The organism is Kribbella sp. NPDC050470, assembly GCF_044458365.1.
Taxonomy (GTDB): domain Bacteria; phylum Actinomycetota; class Actinomycetes; order Propionibacteriales; family Kribbellaceae; genus Kribbella.
The window spans coordinates 144,676-161,653 of the sequence record NZ_JBITHV010000016.1 but is presented as its reverse complement, the minus strand read 5'-3'; the positions used below and the strand labels follow the sequence as shown (position 1 = coordinate 161,653).

Here is a 16,978-nt window from a genome sequence, read left to right as displayed (position 1 = left end):
AGCGAGGTAGAGGCGGCTAATGCTGCTCCAGCGACGACCCGCTCAAGCCGCCCGCCAACTCCACCTTCGCGGTCAGGGGAGGTTCGGGCAGACTTTCTGGAACGGCTGTTGTGGTAGGTACTGCGACCATTCCTGTGATGTCAGGTTTCGGCCTGCCATTTGGCAGGCTGTTTCGAGTGCGCGGGCCGGGCTGGTGTCCCAGTGGAAGATCTGCCCGTTGTACGTCGCGATGACAACGGTGTGCGTACCCGACGCGAACTCGGCCATCGCGGGCAACGGTTCGCCCTGGCCTTGCGGTGGGCGAGCCGTGCCGAGGAGCTCGAGTGTCGCGGCGTCCCAGAGGCTGACGCTGCCGTCGATGGCTCCGGTGACCAGCCGGGTGCCGTCGTCGGAGTACCGCACTCGAAGAACCTCCGTGCCGAGTCCGGTCGAGGCTTGCTGCATACGTCCTGACGCGAGTTCGATCGTGACGACGTCGCCGCTCTGCCCGGTGAGCGCGACGCGGTCACCGGCCGGCGAGGCGGCCGCGCCGTAGACCTGGAACTCGATGACTCCATCGCTCCTGACCTCGCCACTCGCCGTGTCGACCACGCGCCACTGCTCCGACGCAGCGTCTGGCGCATTGTCGAGGAGCAGCGCGGTCCGGCCGTCGGCCGATGCCGCGGTGCAGCAGTCCGCTGCACCGGTGCGCAGGGTCTGCCTGACTTGCAGTGTCTCGGCATCCAGCAGCCGAAGTTGCTGGTCGGCGTCGCCAGCCAGCAGACTGCGGCTTCCGTCGACGTAGGCCAGCGACTCGATCTCGGCCGCGGTCACCCGCCGCTCGGCCAGGACCTTGCCCGTGGCTGGGTCGAGCACGGTGATCGCACCGCCCTCGCCGCACTCGCCGGAGCAGCCTGCGTGGCTCACGTAGCGCTTTCCGTCGGAACGCCAGATGCCTGGCACCCACTCGCCTTCCCAGGTCGGAAGGCGCTGGGGAGGAGTCGCATCCGCACCGCTGGTGTCGGCGAATCTGATCCAGCCCTGATCGCCGGCAATCCACCGGTACGCCACCCGCTGTCCATCGGGTGAGAGGTCCGCGTGTGTCAGGACCGGCACGCTCTCGGCGGCCGCGGTGCGGCGCAGGTAAGTGTGCTGGGCGTCCAGGTCCCACGTGCGTAGCATGCCGTCGTCACCTCCGGTGAAGACCAGCCGGTCGTCGACGCTGAAGTTGATGCTCCAGGTCTGCTCGAACGTCCGCCAGCGCTGTTTCACCTTCCACGTGGTGGTGTCCCAGACGATCACCTCGCCGTCGTGGGACGCCGAGGCCACCATCGTCCCGTCGTGGGAGAACCGCAGCCCTCGTGGCTGCTGGGTGTGCCCGCGAAGCCGGGTGACATCGTCTCCGGTTCGGGCGTCGAGGACGTGCATGGTGCTGTCCCGGTCGTGGTAGTGATACTCGCCGACGAGGCGGGTTCCGTCCGGGCTCGCGTCGAGCGAGAAGGCGGTCCAGACGTCGGGCCGCCGCCAGATCGTCCGCCCGGTCGCGACCTCGTACGCCGTCATCGGCCAGGTGGTGTACATCGTGCGGCCGTCCGGGCTCAGCGCCAGGCTGTGGAAGCCCTTGCCGAGCGGGTACCGGAGCGGCGGCCGGTGGCGTGCCCGCAGGTCCCACACCAGCGCGAACCCGGTCATGTCGACGAGCGGCGCATCCACAGCGTGATCCTCGACTGCCGTACCAACGAGGAACTGGCCATCGGGGCTGAATCTCGCCGTGGCGATTCCGTACCGTTGTGAACGTCCCGGCAGGCTCGGCCGGGCCAGCCGAGGCCCGGACTCCTGCATCGTCGCGGGGTCGAGCAGCCGGAGCGGGTCGGGATCGGGCGTCTCCGCCGCGGCCACCAGGAGCCGGCCGTCCGGGCTGAAGACCGGATCGACGAACGCCTGGGTGCCGGACTCGGCGAAGCCCGCGTAGGTGCCGATCAGGCTGTTGTCGGTGGTGTCGTAGAGGTGCATCCGGTTCGCGTCGTCGCCGGACGCGAGCAGTCGTCCGTCCGGGCTCAACTCGATCCCTTCCAGGTAACCGCCGGCCGCGGGTGCTGAACGTACGAGCTGCGGGTGCTTGCCGAGGACGGACAAGAGATTGACTCGGGTTGCCGGCGAGTCGTGGAGCCGCAGGCCGGCGGTCGCGAGCAGCAAGGACAGGCTGATGTCCTCCGACAGTTGCGCCTGCGCTCCGACGCGTTGGGCGTCGGCTGCGATGGCCAACTGCTGGGCGGTGCCGGCCTGGCGGTCGGCGCGATCTGCCTGGTCGACGGCGACGAATCCGGCGATCAGTGCACCGACCAGCAGTACTGCGGCCGTGGACAGCGCAGCTCGCAGCCGCCGGTTCACCCGGAGCTGATGCCGCGCCTGGTCCTCGGCCGCACGAAGCTCCGCCTCCGACAACCGCTTGCCCTCGGCAAGGAAATCCTGCTCGGTGGCGGTCAGGGCCGCTCGGCCGGTTGCCTGCCACTCCAGCGCTTTGACCAGTCGCGTCCCCCGGTACAGCTCACTGTCCGGTCGCCCGAGACCGTCCCACGAGTCGGCCGCCGCCGCGAGATGGTGCAGGATCCGCTGCCCGTCCAAGTCGTCGTACAGCCACTCCCGCAACCGCGGCCAGGCTCGCGTCAGCGCCTCGTGGGCGATCTCCAGCGCGTCGTCGTCGCTGGTCACCAAGCGCGCAGCGACCAGCAGATCGACCATTGCGTCCTGCTCGGGCCCGGTAACCACCACCCGCCGTGGCAGCCGGCTTCGCACTGGTTCACCGTCCGATGCAAGCGTGACCAAGCGCAGCAGGAGGTCGCGCAGCATCGACTGCTGCTCGGCGCCGAAACGCCCGTAGACCTCCTCCGCCGACTGGGCAATGGCTCCCTGGATTCCGCCCGATGCCTGGTAACCCGCGACGGTCAGGGTGCGGCCCTCGCGGCGTTGCCAGGTTTCGACCAGGGCGTGGGACATCAGCGGGAGGGCGCCGGGACGGCCGGCGACGTCGTTGACCAGCAGGTCGACCAGTCCCGGTTCGATCACGAGCCAGGCCAGTCGGGCCGGCTCCACGATCGCGCTGCGCAGGTCGTCGTCCGCCATTCCGGTCAGCAGGTACAGGCCCTCCTCGACAATCCGGGCCAATGCCGGGTGCGAGGCGACGTCGGCGAGCCGGTCTGCCCGCATCGACACGATGAGCGGAGCCACCTGCCGGTGGGCTGCGAGGGCACTGACGAAGGTTTCGCGCTCAGCGGCGTTCTGGCACAGCGTGAACAGGTCCTCACACTGGTCGACGATCAGAGTCGGTGCGTTTCCGCCCCTCGGCACGGCGGCGGTCAGCGCAGCAACCGGGTGTGCTCCAGGAGTCATCACCACGACGACCCGGCCGTCGCGACGCAGGCCGGCGGCCACGCCCGCCCGGATCAGCGAGGACTTGCCGCAGCCGGAGGGGCCGATGACGGCCAGCACGCGCGTCTCGGCAAGCTTGCGCAGGCAGGCGGCGACTTCGTGGTCGCGTCCGAAGAAGCCGTCGGCGTCCGCTACGTCGTACGGCTTGAGGCCCGGGTAGGGGCACCGTGGGCTCGGCTCCGGCAGCGCGGTCGCGACTACCAGCGCCGGGTCCTGGCGCAGGATCGCCTGTTCGAGCGTGTCGACTTCCGGGCTCGGATCCAGTCCGAGCTCCCGGCTGAGCACGGCACGCAGCCGGTGGATCGTGCGCAGGGCCTCACTTTGTTGTCCCGCCTGGTACTGCGCGGTGGCCAGCAGCCCCCAGCGACGTTCGCGCAGCGGCGCCTCGGCCACGAGGGCCTGAGCCTTGGCGAGGATCGAGTCATGCCGACCCGCACGCAGCGCGGCGTCGACGTACATCTCCTCTGCCGTTCGCCGCAGCTCCTCCAGTCGCGACACCTCGATCTGGGCGACGTCCCATCCGTCGAGGTCGTCGAGCGGCCGGCCGCGCCAGAGCGTGAGTGCGTCTGCGAGCACCAGCTCCGACCGTTCGGCCTCGTTCGCGGCGAGGAGTTCACCCGCACGGGCGATCGCGCGCTCGAACCGGCGCGCGTCGATCTCATCAGCGGGCACGGCCAGGCGGTAGCCGAGGGGGGAGGTCTCGATCGCGTGGTTGCCGAGGAGCTTGCGGAGCCGGACGACGCAACCCTGGATCACCTTGGCAGCCGACGCCGGCGGGTGCTCGCCCCACAGGACATCGGTGAGCAGGTCCGCGCTGACGACCTCTCCCGGGCGCACGGACAGAGCTGCGAGCACGACCCGGTCACGCCGGCCGAGGACCTTCTGTTCCCCCTCGATCGTGAGCGGGCCGAGAACGGCGATACCCACCCCTCGACTGTCGGCCTGCCCGGGACCGCGGTCAAGGGCCGCGATACCGCGGCGATACCGCGCGCGCTCGCCGCGATACCGCCCGGTGCGACAACGGGAGTCCGAAAGGAGGTGATTCGCATGAAGAAGAAACTGACCCGGGCGACAGTGGCAGCTGCCGGGGTGTGCGCGGCGCTGGTGACGATGACGGCCTCGCCGGCCGCTGCAGGCGTGCCGCCGGAGCCGCCCTGGACCGCACCACCGACTACGGTGCCTACGCAGCCCCCGACCGTCGAGACCGGCCAGGGGCTCGACGTGAGCTCGGTTGCGCTCGGCGCGCTGGGGGCTTTCACGCTTGCCGGTGCGGGGCTGGGCATCACTCTCGGTGTCCAGCGCCGCCGGGACCACGCCGGGCTGCACACGACCTGAGCGAACAGAGCGGGCCTGTCGACGGACTCGGCCGGAAACCGGGACGCCCCGGCAACCACAGGGGTTGCCGGGGCTCGCGGGCTACTCGCCGAAGAGTGGGGCTGCGGAGTCAGGGGCCAGCCGGTGGTTTACCGGGTCTTTGAAGGTGCCGGGGAGCTTGCCCAGGCCTTGGATGACGGTGGCGGTGCCGTTGGCGTGGCTGATGGCGTAGAGGTAGGCGGCGCCGCCGTCGGTGTCGATGGCGGTCAGGAGGGTGCTCTGCTGGCCGCACTTCTCGGCGACCAGCGACTCGAAGGCGCCCCAGGTCGAGCGCCGGACCACCTTCACGATCGGTATCGACGAGTTCGTGGTCGGGATGCGGATCGTGTACAGGGCGCCGCCGCGGGTGGATGCGAGGAAGGTGTCGTACGTCTTCGTCTCGCTGATCACGGTCAGCGTCTTCACTGCGGAGAAACCGGGGAACGACCCGATCGGGTGCCAGCCGCCGTTGTCGCCGGCACGCCAGCGGAAGATGACGCCGTCGTTCCGCAGGCCGTACAGGTAGCGGTGGCCAACCGGACCGCCGACGTACGGCGTGGAGAGCGTGTCCGCGACCGCTGTGAAGCTGCCCCAACCGCCGGCGACGCGAGTGGTCTGCTGGAACGGCTTCCCGTCCCGGTCCCAGCCGTAGCTCGCGTTGTACAGGGCCGAGCCCGCGATGACGGTGCCGGCGTACGTGGTCCCCTGCGGTGCGTTCAACGACCAGAACCAACTCGTACTCGCCCGCGCCAACCCGGGTGAGAACAGCGGCCATGGATCACCCGGTCCGGTCGCCGTTGGCGGTGTGCCGGCCTGCACACTCCGGCTCACAGCGGCGCCGGCGCTGGTGATCGACCCGACCTTCTGCTGACAGGCCGCGGCCGGCGCCGCAACCGCGGTACCGACGGGAACGGTACTTCCGAGCAGTACGGCTGATGCGGCCAAAGCCTTCATGCGCATCTCGAGCTCCTCACTCGCCGAACAGTGGCGCGTTGCCTTCGGCGGTGTCGAGGTTGTACACGGGATCGGTGTAGGTGCCGGGCACCTTGCCCAGGCCCTTGATCACGGTCGAGGTGCCATTGGCGTGCCCAACGGCGTACAGGTAGGCGGAGCCGGTGTCCTTGTCGATTGCGGTGAGCAGCGTGCTCTGCGTGCCGCACTTCTCCGCGACCAGGTGCTCGAACCCTTGCCAGGTCGACGAGCGCACCTGCTTGACCACGGGCTTCGCCGAGCCGACCGGGATCCGGATCGTGTAGAGGGCGCCGCCGCGGGTGGTCGCCAGGAAGGTGTCGTACGTCGCGGTCTCGCTGATCAGCGCCATCGTCTTCACCGCGCTGAAGCCGGCGTACGAGCTGACCTTCTTGAAGCCGTCGGTCCAGCGGAACAGCACACCGTCGTTCCGCAGGCCGTACTTGGCGAACCGGATCGTCGGTCCCCAGGAGAACGACTCCTCGACGGCGATGAAGTTCTCCCACCCGCCGCCGACCCGGGTCACCGCGTTGATCGGCTTGCCATCGGTGTTGACGCCGTACGTCGCCTTGTAGAGCGACGAGCCGAGGACGACGTACGCCGAGTCGTAGTAGCCGACCGGATTCAGGACCGTGTAGGTCCAGGTCGTGCTCAACTTGGCGGCGCCCGGCGTGAACATGTGCTGCCCCGTCCGCTGCTTGACCGTCGGCGGAGTCGAGGCGGTCACCGTCGCGTGCGCACGGTCGCCGTTCGCGTTGATGGATCCCACCGACATCTCACACGCGGCGGTGGACGCCGCTTCGGCGGGCGCTGTTGTCAGAGCCCCCAGGAGTACGGCGGCCGCCGCCACCGAGACTGCTCGCTTCAAGCTGATGTCCTTACTCGCCGAAGAGGGGTGGGTTGGTTTCGGTTGTGCGGAGGTAGTAGACGGGGTCTTTGTAGGTGCCGGGGATCTTGCCGAGGCCCTTGATGACGGTGGCGGTGCCGTTGGCGTGCCCAACGGCGTACAGGTAGGCGGAGCCGGTGTCCTTGTCGATTGCGGTGAGCAGCGTGCTCTGCGCGCCGCACTTCTCCGCGACCAGGTGCTCTAAGGTCTGCCACGTGGACGTGCGCACCTTCTTGACCACCGGGGCGCCGGTCCGCGGGAACCGGATCGTGTAGAGCGCGCCGCCGCGGGTGTTCGCGAGGAACGTGTCGTAGGCCTTGGTCTCGCTGATCAACGCCATCGTCTTGACAGCGGCGAAGCCGGTGTAGCGGGTGACCGTGGACGTCGGGTTGCCGTCCCATCGGTGCGCGTACCGGTACAGCACGCCGTCGCCCCGCAGCCGGTACGTCGCAAGCTGCGGCCCGGACGCCAGGTACGACGCCCGCTCGGTCACGATGTACGTGCCGAAGCCCGTGCCCGCCCGGCTCATGCCGACCGGCCCGTCGGGATCGGGCCCGTACCACGCGTTGTAGATCGTGTCGTTGAGCAGCACCTCGCCAGTGGTGACCGGCCCGTCCGGCTCACCGACGTTCCGGGTCCAGGTCGAGCTGATCTTCGCGATCCCCGGCGAGAAGATGTGTACGCCGGTGCCTTGCCGAGCGGTCACCGGCGCCGTGGCCGTGACGTCCGAGTATCCGATGTCGCCGCCACTCGTGATCGAGCCGACAGTCATAGTGCAGGCCGCAGCCGGCGCCGCCGTACTCACGGAGGCGGTGGCGAAGCTGCCCAGCAGCCCGGCGGCCGCCGCGACTGCGAGAGTTCGTTTCAGGGTCATACCGACTTGATACGGGCGGCTCCGGAAAAGTTGCGGAAGACACGGGAAAACCTGCATGTGCGCAGATCGGTGGGTGAACACGGGGTGTGATCGAGGTCCGGGGCGTCGTTCCGGGGAGAAACGGGGCTCAGGATTTATATTGGTGACTAATAGTTATCGTTGCTTGCGGCAAGCAAAAGTCGTGGTTCGAAAACAGTCGGCGGAGTCGCTACCACCGCGGCCAGACCTACCACGGTGAGCTCCTGCTCGGACCGGCCACGGCGCCGTCGGCGCTGTCGGTCCCGATCACGATCACCAGGTAGATCGCAACTTTTACGGCGGAGACCGTATCTAGCTCAGCAAGAGAGGGGAGAAACCAGATGAGCTTGAAACGAGTCTCCGCCGTGCTCGCGGCTGCGCTGCTGGCCGGCGCGGCCGCGATCCCGGCGAGCGCGACCCCGCCGAAGCCGGGGCCGGAACTGAAGGAAGGGCCGCCGAAGGTGGCAGCCGGTACGGCGGCCAACCCGTGCGGCATGTACGTCGGCGCGTTCGACGCGGCCGGGAACACCGGCGGTGCGGACGTGGTCGCGACCCGGCCGCCGACCGCACAGCCGTTCGAGGACCCGATCAAGGTGTTCCCGATCAAGGAGAGCTCGACCTGGTACTTCAGCGCCCTCACCGCGGAGTCGTGGTGGTACGGCAAGGTGATCAGCGGCACCGGCCTGTACTCGGCGGAGGTGCGCTGGGACGGCGTCGAGCCGGAGCCGGTGGTCAGCTCGAAGCGGATCGGCGGCGGCTGGGACCGGTTCACCCAGATCGAGGAGTCCGACGCGGCGTGGGTGAGCAAGCCGCACAGCTACCTGTACGGCCTGCGCGACGACGGCGTGCTGTTCCGCTGGGACACGAACGGCTTCCGGTCGCTCGGCTCGTACCCGGGCTTCGCCGCGGTCAAGACGATGGCGCTGATCAGCGAGACCGGCACCTATGACACGCTGCTGGCCACCACTCGCGGCGGCGCGCTCTACACGATCCGGATTCCGCTGACGTCCCCGATGAAGCCGATCGTGAAGCCGGTCCGGACCCGGACCTGGCAGGGCTTCGAGTCGATCGTCGCCTACAAGTGCGGCACGCAGGGCACCCTGCTGACCGGCGTCGACCACGACACCGACAGCGCCTACCTGTACGCCGTCGGCCACGCCAACGGCACCGCCACGGTGATCGAGAGCCTGGGCAAGGTCCCCACCACCTTCCCCGGCGTCACCCACTACGCGATGACCGGCGAGGGCGAAGACCTCTTCGGCGAGTAGTCACGAAAAGCACGAGCCCCGGCGACCATGGTGGTCGCCGGGGCTCGGTCGTTCGGGTCAGAAATCGCCGCCGAAGTCTCCGCCGCCGAAGTCCCAGCCGCCGGAGTCGCCGCCGCTGTCACCCATGTTGAAGTCGCCCTCGCCGCCACCGCCGTCGCCACCCGCGTCGGCCTGGCCGGCGTCGTACCCGGCCGCGTAGTCGCCGTAGCCACCGCCGGCGAACATGCCGCCGAGCATGGTGCCGAGGAACATACCGGTCATCACACCGCCGAGCGCGCCGAACATACCCTGCGCGTACGGCGAGTAGGCCGGACCGGCCTCCCAGTACGGAACCCGCTGCGGGCCGACCATCACCTTGCGGACGTCCGGCTCCGCGCCGGCCCGGACCCGCTCGGCGTCGGCCGCACAGGCCGGCACCTCACGCGGCGCGCCGCCAGGCGGCGCCCAGGTCACGTCCTCGACGGACGGACCGTGCTGCGGGTTGAAGAAGCAGGACGGGCGGCGCTGCGGCAGCGGCTCGCCGTTCACCCGGGCGCGCACGCACGCCGCCGCGTAGCGGCCGTCCTCGAGGATCTCGATCACGTGCTTGATCTCCTCGGCCTGGGTGACCTTGCCGACCGCCTCCTTGGCGGACTCGTACGCGTCCAGGGCGCGCTGGTAGTCCTGCCGGGCCCCGTCGCCGAGGTCCTTGCCGACCATGTCCAGGTCCAGGTCCTGGAGTTCCTCTCCGAACCTGGTGATGTCCTCGTCGGCGGTGCGCTTGACCGACTCGAGCTCGGCGGCGGTGATCTCGTGCTGCTGGCGGTTCTGCAGCTGGGTCCGCCGGTACGACCGGTATGCCAGAACGGCGATCACCACGAGCGCGATGATCAGGATGAGTTCCATGACGGGCCTCTTCTGCCTCTAGGGCTGTCTCGCAGGGCTTTACCCAGAGCCTACCGAAGCCCTCAACATCCGTACGCCACGCAGGGTGACGCAATCCCGGGAAAGCGGTCACCGAGCGCGCATAATCGATTACTGCCGCCCAGCGACCGTTGTACCTCCGCCGGAAGGCAGCGCATGAGCAAGGCCATGAGCAAGACCTCCCGACTCGTGACGCTCGCGGTGACCGGGCTCGCCTTCGCCGCCCCACAGGTCCTGCCGGATCTGCAGTCCGTCCCTCCCACGACTCCGCCGGCGCCCGCCGAGGCGTCGTACCAGGAACTGGCGATCGACGGGCCGACGATCGCGGCCGAGACGAAGCCGTTCGCGATGGTCGGAGTGACCTGGCCGAAAGGCGCCCAGGCGGTGCAGGCTCGCGTGCGCGTGCAGCGGGCCGGCCAGTGGGGCGAGTGGCAGCGGCTGACAGTCGAGGACGAGCACGGCCCCGACCCGGCGTCGCCGGAAGGCGTCCGGGCGGGCACGAAGCCGCTGTGGGTCGGCGACGCGACCGGTGTGCAGGCCAGTGCGGTGACAGGCAGTGGTACCACGGTCGCAGACGCGAAGGTGGTGCTGATCCAGCCCGGCGTACTCGCGACCGACGCCGACGAGCCGGGCGTGCAGAGCGTGGAGCCCGAGGCGACCAGGGCGCCGTACCCGATGCCGGCGATGGTGAGCCGTAAGGCGTGGGGTGCGGACGAGCGGCTGCGTAGCCACAACGGCAAGGCTTGTGCGCGTCCGAAGTACACGACCACCGTGCAGGCCGCCTTCGTCCACCACACCGCCGACCGGAACGACTACACCCGCACGCAGGTCCCGGCGATGGTGCGCGCGATGTACGCGTACCACGTGAAGAGCCGCGGCTGGTGCGACCTCGGCTACAACTTCCTCGTCGACCGCTTCGGCCGGGTCTTCGAGGGCCGGTACGGCGGTGCGCAGCTGCCGGTGCTCGGCGCGCACACCGGCTCCTTCAACGCGAACTCGTTCGGGGTTGCGCTGATCGGCAACTACGAGAAGACGGCGCCGAGCCAGGCGATGCTGGAGAAGACCGCCCGGGTGATCGCGTGGAAGTTCGACGCGAACTATCGCTCGCCGCAGGCGACGGTCGTGCTGGCCGGCAGCCGGCTGCACACAGTCTCGGGTCATCGCGACACCAAGGCGACGGCCTGCCCGGGCAACCAGCTGTACGGCAAGCTCGGCTGGCTGAAGCAACGGGTCGGCGTCCTGATCGGCGGCAGCGTCTCGACGCCGATCTACCGCTTCGCCAAGCGCATCGGTTTCCGGCAGACCGGCCAGCCGTTCTGGGGTGAGCACCGGACCAGGACCGGCTGGGCGACGTACTTCGCCACCCGGGACGTCTTCAACTCTGTTGCCACCGGCACCCATTCGACGGTCGGCGTCTTTCGCGCTCGGTACCGGCAGCTCGGTCCCGACACCGTGCTCGGGCTGCCGACGACCGAGTTCCGCAACAGCGTGAACGGCACGAAGGTGCAGCACTTCCGCAACGGCGCGCTCTACTGGTCGAAGTCGATCGGGACCCGCCCGGTGGGCGGACTGATCTACGCGCGGTACGCCGGTCTCGGCGCGGAGCGGTCGCGGCTGGGGCTGCCGGTCACCGACATGTACAAGGTCAAGGGCGGCCTGCGGCAGAAGTACCAGCACGGCTGGCTCACCTACAACCAGCACCGCGGCAAGGTCTACGTCCAGTACCAGAGCGTCCGATGAAGAAGCGCGCGATCGCGGTCGTCGTCCTCGGCTCCACGTTGATCAGCGCGACCGCCGAGGCCCGGGTGATCGGCCCGGACACCACGATCAGCGGCCGCGGTTTCGGTCACGGGCGCGGGATGTCGCAGTACGGCGCCCAGGGCGCGGCGATCGCGGGGAAGTCGGCGCAGCAGATCCTCGACTTCTACTACCCGGGCACGACGACCGGGAAGGCGACCGGGAGCATCCGGATCCGGATCACCGCGGACACCACCGACGGCGTCCGGGTCGGCACCGTCAACCACCTGAAGGTCCGGGACCTGAAGACCGGCAAGGTCTATCCATTGCCCAAGGCATCGACCCGGAACCAGTGGTCGATCGACCCGTACGGCGACCATGGCACCAAGGTCAGCTCGTACGACGCGAAGACGCGGAAGTGGACGCTGTGGAAGACGTTCGGCGGTATGACGCAGTTCGAGGGTGCGTCCGTGACCGGGCTGGTGCTGCCGAGTGGCGCCGTACGGCGGTATCGCGGTGCGCTGCGGGCGATCGACGTACCGGGTGCTCATCTGGACACGGTGAACGTGCTGGCGCTCGAGCACTACCTGCGGGGCGTCGTACCGCGAGAGGCCTTGTCCAGTTGGCGTCCGGCCGCGCTGCAGGCGCAGTCCGTTGCTGCGCGCACCTATTCGGTCTTCCATCGTGGCCGGGCGGCGAAACGGGCCTACGACCTGTGCGACACGATCTCCTGTCAGGTGTACGGCGGCTACGACTCGGAGAAGGCGTCGACCAACACCGCGATCGCCGCGACGGCGGGACAGGTCCGGCTGTACAAGGGCAAGCCGATCATCGCGGAGTTCTCCTCGTCGAACGGCGGTGCGACGGCGACCGGGCCGATTCCGTACCAGGTGATGAAGCTGGACGGCTGGGACGCGTACCCGGGGAACGGGAACCCGAACGTGACGTGGACGGTCACCCGGACGGCGGCCGAGATGCAGGCCGCGTTCGACGTCGGGTCGATCCGGAGCCTGCGGGTGCTCAAGCGGACCGGGGTCGGGCCGAGCGGGGGCCGGGTGCTCACGCTGGAGGCCGTCGGGTCGAAGGGCCGGCGGGTGCTGACCGGCGATCAGCTTCGCGGCCGGCTGCGGCTGCGGTCGTCCTAGTTCGCGTTCGTGCCCAGTCCACTTGATATACCAATTGAGCCGGATCAAGCTGCCGGGCGCTGAGCCATTGACGCGATTCCCCTGCGCCGGTTAGAACTTGACATCGATGTCAACCGCCACCGCCCAGGAGGAGCAGGTCGATGCGCAGGAAATTTGGTATATCAACCAGGATTGCGGCCGGGGTGCTGGCAGTCGCCGTACTCGGGTCGCTGCACGTGACCGGAGCTGATGCCGTGACCAGCAACGCGGCCCGCGCCCAGGCGTCGTACGAGGCGCTGAACAAGTACTTCGACGCCGGGCAGGACCTCCTGCTCGAGGAGTACCCGAACACCCATCCGAACCCGTACGCCTACGTCTGGCCGTACTCGCAGGCGGCGATCGCGGCCGAGAACCTGGCCGGCATCCCCGGCGCCGGCCTCAAGGCGTCGAAGGAGGCCGACCGCCGGATCGCGGCGTACGAGCCGTACTGGAACGCCGAGACGACGCCGAAGGGATACGACTCGTACGTGCGCCCGCCGCTGGGCCAGGGCGGTGACAAGTTCTACGACGACAACGAGTGGATCGGGCTGCACCTCGTCCAGCACTACAAGCGGACCGGTGACAAGGCGGCGCTCGCCCGGGCCCGGGAGATCTTCGCGCTCGTCGTGTACGGCTGGGACACGGACCCGACGCACCCGTGCGCGGGCGGCGTCTTCTGGACCCAGGCGCCCTGGAGCCAGGACCGGAACACGGTGTCGAACGGTCCTGGCGCCGAGCTCGGCGCACACCTCTACCTGCTGACGCGGGACCGCTCGTACCTGACCTGGGCGAAGCGGATGTACGACTGGACGCAGGACTGCATGCTCGCGCCGAACGGGCTGTACTGGGATCACATCGACCTGGCCGGCACCATCGAGAAGACGCAGTGGAGCTACAACCAGGGCGTCATGCTCGGGGCCGGCGTACTGTTGTACAAGGCAACGGGTGACCGGAAGTACCTGAACGACGCGAAGTCGGTCGCGAACGCGTCACTGGCCTTCTACGGCGCCGAGGACCGGTTGTGGAAGCAGCCGACCCGGTTCAACTCGATCTGGTTCAAGAACCTGCTGATCCTCGACTCGGTCGCCCCCGACCACCGCTACAAGCAGACCATGCAGGCCTACGCCGACCGCGCCTACACTGAAGCCCGCGACCCCGCCACCGGCCTCTACCACTTCGTAGACGGCCCGGTCCAACTCCTGGAACAATCCGGCATAGCCCAAATCCAAGCCCTACTAGCCTGGCCCCGCACCAAGTACGGCCTGCTGGCGTAGCCGTCACAAACACGTGCGGCCCCCTCCTGCTGCAGGAGGGGGCCGCACGCTTGTTCTTGCTCAGGCAGCTGCGCTGGCCGTCTTGATGTCCACCGGGGTGACCGGCGCACCGTCGGTCGGGCCGTTCTGGGGCACCACGCCCTCCTCGGCGACCTTGTCGATCAGCTTCAGGCTCGGCTCGTCGATCGTCCCGAACGCGGTGTAGTCCGGTGACAGCCCACTCCCATCGCCGTACACGATGAAGAACTGGCTCCCGTTCGTGTTCGGCCCCGAGTTCGCCATCGCCAGCGTGCCCCGCCCGTACTTCAGCGTCGGGAACACCTCGTCCGCGAAGCTGTACCCCGGCCCGCCGCTCCCGGTCCCGCTCGGGTCGCCGCACTGCAGCACCTGCAGCCCCTCACCGACCGTCATCCGGTGACACTTCGTGTTGTCGAAGTACTTCTGTCCGGCCAGGCTCAGGAAGTTCTTCACCGTGCACGGCGCGAGCGCGCTGTCCAGCGTCACCTGCAGGTCGCCGATCGACGTGTCGAGGCTGACCTTCGCCGTACCCGACGCCTTCACCTTGCCGTCGGCCGGCGGGTTCACCTTCTTGCTCGCCGCCTCGGTGCCCTTCTTGTACGTGCAGCTCACCTCGGCCGGCAGCGGCGTCGCCCGCTTCGGCGCCGGCGCGAGCGCGGTCGGGATGCTCTTCGGCTTGTTCTCCGTCCGGGCACTCTCCGACGCGGCCGGCGCGTCGTCGTCGCCGTTCCCGAGCACGATGAAGACCCCCACCAAGACCGCCACCACCGCGACCACCGCGGTGACGGTGACCGTCAGGTTCCGCCGCTGCCGCCGCCGCTCGGCCTCCCGTTCAGCCTGCCGCTTGGCCTTCCGCGCCGCCAGCTGCTGCTGATGGGTCTTCTTGGACATGCAGAACCCTCCTCACGAGATGTCTGCAGGGAACCTACAGCGTCAACCTGAGAACTGTCTGTCAATCCCCGAGAACTGTTACGCGACCCACCCCAAACGACACCGCTCCGCGGCGACTGTTCCTTAGCCGCCTTCGGCGGGAGGCGCGGCCGGCAGCCTGTGGTCGGCGCCGGGGAGAGTGGTGGTGGCTGACCGTCGCGGCTGCGCGGTCGCTCATCCGTCGGGAGGGGCAGTGCGACTCGCATCCGCGACCGGCCGGCCACGTGGGCCGGCGGGGGACCATCCGCGGGCGGGGTCGTGCCGAACGTCGGGTGATCCATTCGATCGACCGGTCGACCGATCAAGCGTTCTGCGTGAGAGAGGAAACAGTCATGCAACACACGCGTGCGCCCAGCCGGTGGCGGCGGGCGCTGAGACGGTTCGCCGCGGTTGCGGCCGTGCTGGTCCCGCTGGGGGTCGTCTCGGTCGTCATGGCGGAGCCCGCCCAGGCGTCGGTTTGTCGTACCAACGCTCACGTCTACCTGACGTCGGTGTATCCGGGAAGCTTCCGGTTCGAGAACCAGCCGGTGGACGGTGGCACCGACGACTACCAGATGTTCGCCGGTGACTGGACATCGCTCCGGGTCGGCGGCAACGGTCTCCGGCCGTACACGTCGGCGTTCTGGAACGTCCAGAGCAACGTCAGCGGATCCTTCACCTTCAACAGCGCGGTCGCCGGAGGCAACTGCGTCGCGAACGAGAGGTACGTCAACCTGGCGAGGCACACCGTCGCAGGGGAGGTCTGGACGGTCCGGGCCAACTACCTGACCGGAAACTCCGGGCAGTTCGTCCAGAACCAGGCGCACTTCCGCATCATCTTCAACGACCCGCCCCCGCCCGACCCGTGGTACCAGCAACCGTGCTATTACGCCGAGGCGTGCTTCTGAGCACCTGACCGACTCGTGTGAGCCGGGCCGAACCCGGCTCACCCGAGCCAAGAACCACACCGCCGGTGAGCTGGGCGGCGCTCGCTGGACCGGGCGGCGTGTAGACCAGGATGCATGGTTCTTCCTGGTGAGGTCGTTGCGCCGGTGCGGATTGAGGTGGGGGCGGGGCATCGGTTGGCGGTGCGGCGGCGTGGGGACGGTGGTGTGCCGTTGCTGCTCATTCACGGGTTCCCCTGTACGAGCCGCATCTGGTCGCGCAATCTCGTCCCGCTCGCCGACGCAGGGTTCGACGTCGTGGCGCCGGATCTGCGCGGGTACGGCGACTCCGACTTCGCGCCGGATGACTTCTACGACCTCAACGCGTTCAACACCGACCTGACCGGTCTGTTCGACCGGCTCGGCTGGGACCGCGCAGTCGTGGCCGGGCACGACCTGGGCGCGATGATCGCGATCGACCTGGCCAACCGTCACCCCGATCGGGTCGACCGGCTGGTGATTCTGGATGACTCGATGCCCGATCTGGGGGAGGCGTTCGCGGCGGCGGGCATCCCACCGATCGATCCCAAGCCCGCCGTCTACGACTACCAGCGCCGCCAAGGTAACGACGCTGACGCTCTGGTGGCCGAGCTTGCGACTCCCGAGCAGCGGCGGCGGTACGTGGCCGAGTTCTACGGGCACCGGCTGTGGTGTCCGCCCGATGCCTTCGACGACGAGGACCTGGCCTTCCTGACCGAGCCGTACGGCGACGCCGCTCGGCTGCGCGCCGCCTTCGCCGACTACGAGGTCGTCATGGGCACCCGGGCGCTGTCGGCCCCGGAGATGATCGACCGACCGGTCCGCCAGCCGGCGCTGGTGCTGATCGGCGCCGACCAGGTGACCATACGCAACCACATCGAGCAGCGATGCGCCCTCGCCTTTCCCGAAGCGCTCGGCCCGTTCTGGGTCAAAGGCGCCGGCCACTTCATGGCCTGGGAGCGACCTGACACTGTCAACCGCGCCGTCCGGTCCTACTGCGGCGACCTCCTGGCGAGCGCGGCAGCAGGTACGGGGAAGCCTTAGGGGAAGGCGGTCGGATGCGGGTGGTTGGGGGCGACGGAGATGAGGGTGGCGCCGAGGTTGTGGATTTGGGTCAGGAGGGCGTGCAGACCGGCTTGGTCGGTTGCGGGGGTGTGGAGGGTGGTGGTGCCGTCGGGTTCGTGGGTGAGGGTCAGGCCGTCGAACCAGGTGGACCAGTGGTGGTCCAGGTGGCCGTCGATGCGGAGCTCGTAGGTTCGGGGTGGGGGTGGCATT

The 16,978-nt window shown here is 68.9% G+C and carries 14 protein-coding genes; 7 read left to right on the top strand and 7 right to left on the bottom strand.

From position 1 onward, the window contains the following. Positions 1–72: 72 nt before the first annotated feature. Positions 73–4,335: a BTAD domain-containing putative transcriptional regulator gene (locus ACIBGM_RS40435; RefSeq protein WP_396388562.1), complete on the bottom strand. Its 4,263-nt coding sequence runs from the start codon at positions 4,333–4,335 to the stop codon at positions 73–75. Positions 4,336–4,455: 120 nt separating this feature from the next. Here ACIBGM_RS40435 and ACIBGM_RS40430 point away from each other — a divergent pair, with 120 nt between their 5' ends. Then, positions 4,456–4,743, top strand: coding sequence for a hypothetical protein (locus tag ACIBGM_RS40430; RefSeq protein WP_396388561.1), 288 nt, complete (start codon positions 4,456–4,458; stop codon positions 4,741–4,743). A gap of 81 nt (positions 4,744–4,824) precedes the next feature. Here the strand turns inward: ACIBGM_RS40430 and ACIBGM_RS40425 are convergent, their stop codons facing one another. From ACIBGM_RS40425 to ACIBGM_RS40415, 3 genes are read right to left on the bottom strand one after another with little or no spacing between them, the layout of a single operon-like run. Then, positions 4,825–5,721, bottom strand: coding sequence for a hypothetical protein (locus ACIBGM_RS40425; protein ID WP_396388560.1), 897 nt, complete (start codon positions 5,719–5,721; stop codon positions 4,825–4,827). 10 nt (positions 5,722–5,731) lie between these two features. Continuing rightward, complete coding sequence (locus ACIBGM_RS40420) at positions 5,732–6,598, bottom strand: hypothetical protein (RefSeq protein WP_396388559.1); 867 nt, start codon at positions 6,596–6,598, stop codon at positions 5,732–5,734. Positions 6,599–6,608: 10 nt separating this feature from the next. Continuing rightward, complete coding sequence (locus tag ACIBGM_RS40415; RefSeq protein WP_396388558.1) at positions 6,609–7,490, bottom strand: hypothetical protein; 882 nt, start codon at positions 7,488–7,490, stop codon at positions 6,609–6,611. A 359-nt stretch (positions 7,491–7,849) separates the two neighbouring features. On the opposite strand from ACIBGM_RS40415, the gene ACIBGM_RS40410 reads away from it, so the two are divergent. Next, entirely contained in the window at positions 7,850–8,776 is a 927-nt protein-coding gene (locus ACIBGM_RS40410; protein WP_360522078.1) for a hypothetical protein, read from the top strand. 57 nt (positions 8,777–8,833) lie between these two features. Here ACIBGM_RS40410 and ACIBGM_RS40405 read toward each other — a convergent pair whose 3' ends face one another. Further along, positions 8,834–9,661, bottom strand: coding sequence for a hypothetical protein (locus tag ACIBGM_RS40405; RefSeq protein ID WP_360522075.1), 828 nt, complete (start codon positions 9,659–9,661; stop codon positions 8,834–8,836). A 174-nt stretch (positions 9,662–9,835) separates the two neighbouring features. Between ACIBGM_RS40405 and ACIBGM_RS40400 the strand changes: the two genes are divergently transcribed. The 3 genes from ACIBGM_RS40400 to ACIBGM_RS40390 all read left to right on the top strand — a co-directional run bounded on the left by ACIBGM_RS40400 (position 9,836) and on the right by ACIBGM_RS40390 (position 13,853). Then, positions 9,836–11,419 carry an N-acetylmuramoyl-L-alanine amidase gene (locus tag ACIBGM_RS40400; RefSeq protein ID WP_396388557.1) on the top strand — a complete coding sequence of 528 codons (1,584 nt, stop codon included), beginning with the start codon at positions 9,836–9,838 and terminating at the stop codon, positions 11,417–11,419. Continuing rightward, complete coding sequence (locus tag ACIBGM_RS40395; RefSeq protein ID WP_396388556.1) at positions 11,416–12,561, top strand: SpoIID/LytB domain-containing protein; 1,146 nt, start codon at positions 11,416–11,418, stop codon at positions 12,559–12,561. The genes ACIBGM_RS40400 and ACIBGM_RS40395 overlap by 4 nt, the downstream gene beginning before the upstream one ends. Before the next feature lie 140 nt (positions 12,562–12,701). Further along, the gene (locus ACIBGM_RS40390; RefSeq protein WP_396388555.1) at positions 12,702–13,853 is read left to right on the top strand and encodes a glycoside hydrolase family 76 protein; all 1,152 of its coding nucleotides are present in this window, start codon (positions 12,702–12,704) and stop codon (positions 13,851–13,853) included. Between the two features lie 60 nt (positions 13,854–13,913). Here the strand turns inward: ACIBGM_RS40390 and ACIBGM_RS40385 are convergent, their stop codons facing one another. After that, positions 13,914–14,762, bottom strand: coding sequence for a peptidylprolyl isomerase (locus tag ACIBGM_RS40385; RefSeq protein WP_360522063.1), 849 nt, complete (start codon positions 14,760–14,762; stop codon positions 13,914–13,916). A gap of 371 nt (positions 14,763–15,133) precedes the next feature. Here ACIBGM_RS40385 and ACIBGM_RS40380 point away from each other — a divergent pair, with 371 nt between their 5' ends. Together ACIBGM_RS40380 and ACIBGM_RS40375 are read left to right on the top strand one after the other, a co-directional pair. Next, positions 15,134–15,688, top strand: coding sequence for a hypothetical protein (locus tag ACIBGM_RS40380; protein ID WP_360522060.1), 555 nt, complete (start codon positions 15,134–15,136; stop codon positions 15,686–15,688). Between the two features lie 114 nt (positions 15,689–15,802). Then, entirely contained in the window at positions 15,803–16,747 is a 945-nt protein-coding gene (locus ACIBGM_RS40375; RefSeq protein ID WP_396388554.1) for an alpha/beta fold hydrolase, read from the top strand. Here ACIBGM_RS40375 and ACIBGM_RS40370 read toward each other — a convergent pair. After that, positions 16,744–16,977, bottom strand: coding sequence for a hypothetical protein (locus tag ACIBGM_RS40370; protein WP_360522054.1), 234 nt, complete (start codon positions 16,975–16,977; stop codon positions 16,744–16,746). The genes ACIBGM_RS40375 and ACIBGM_RS40370 overlap by 4 nt on opposite strands. Position 16,978 lies beyond the last annotated feature (1 nt).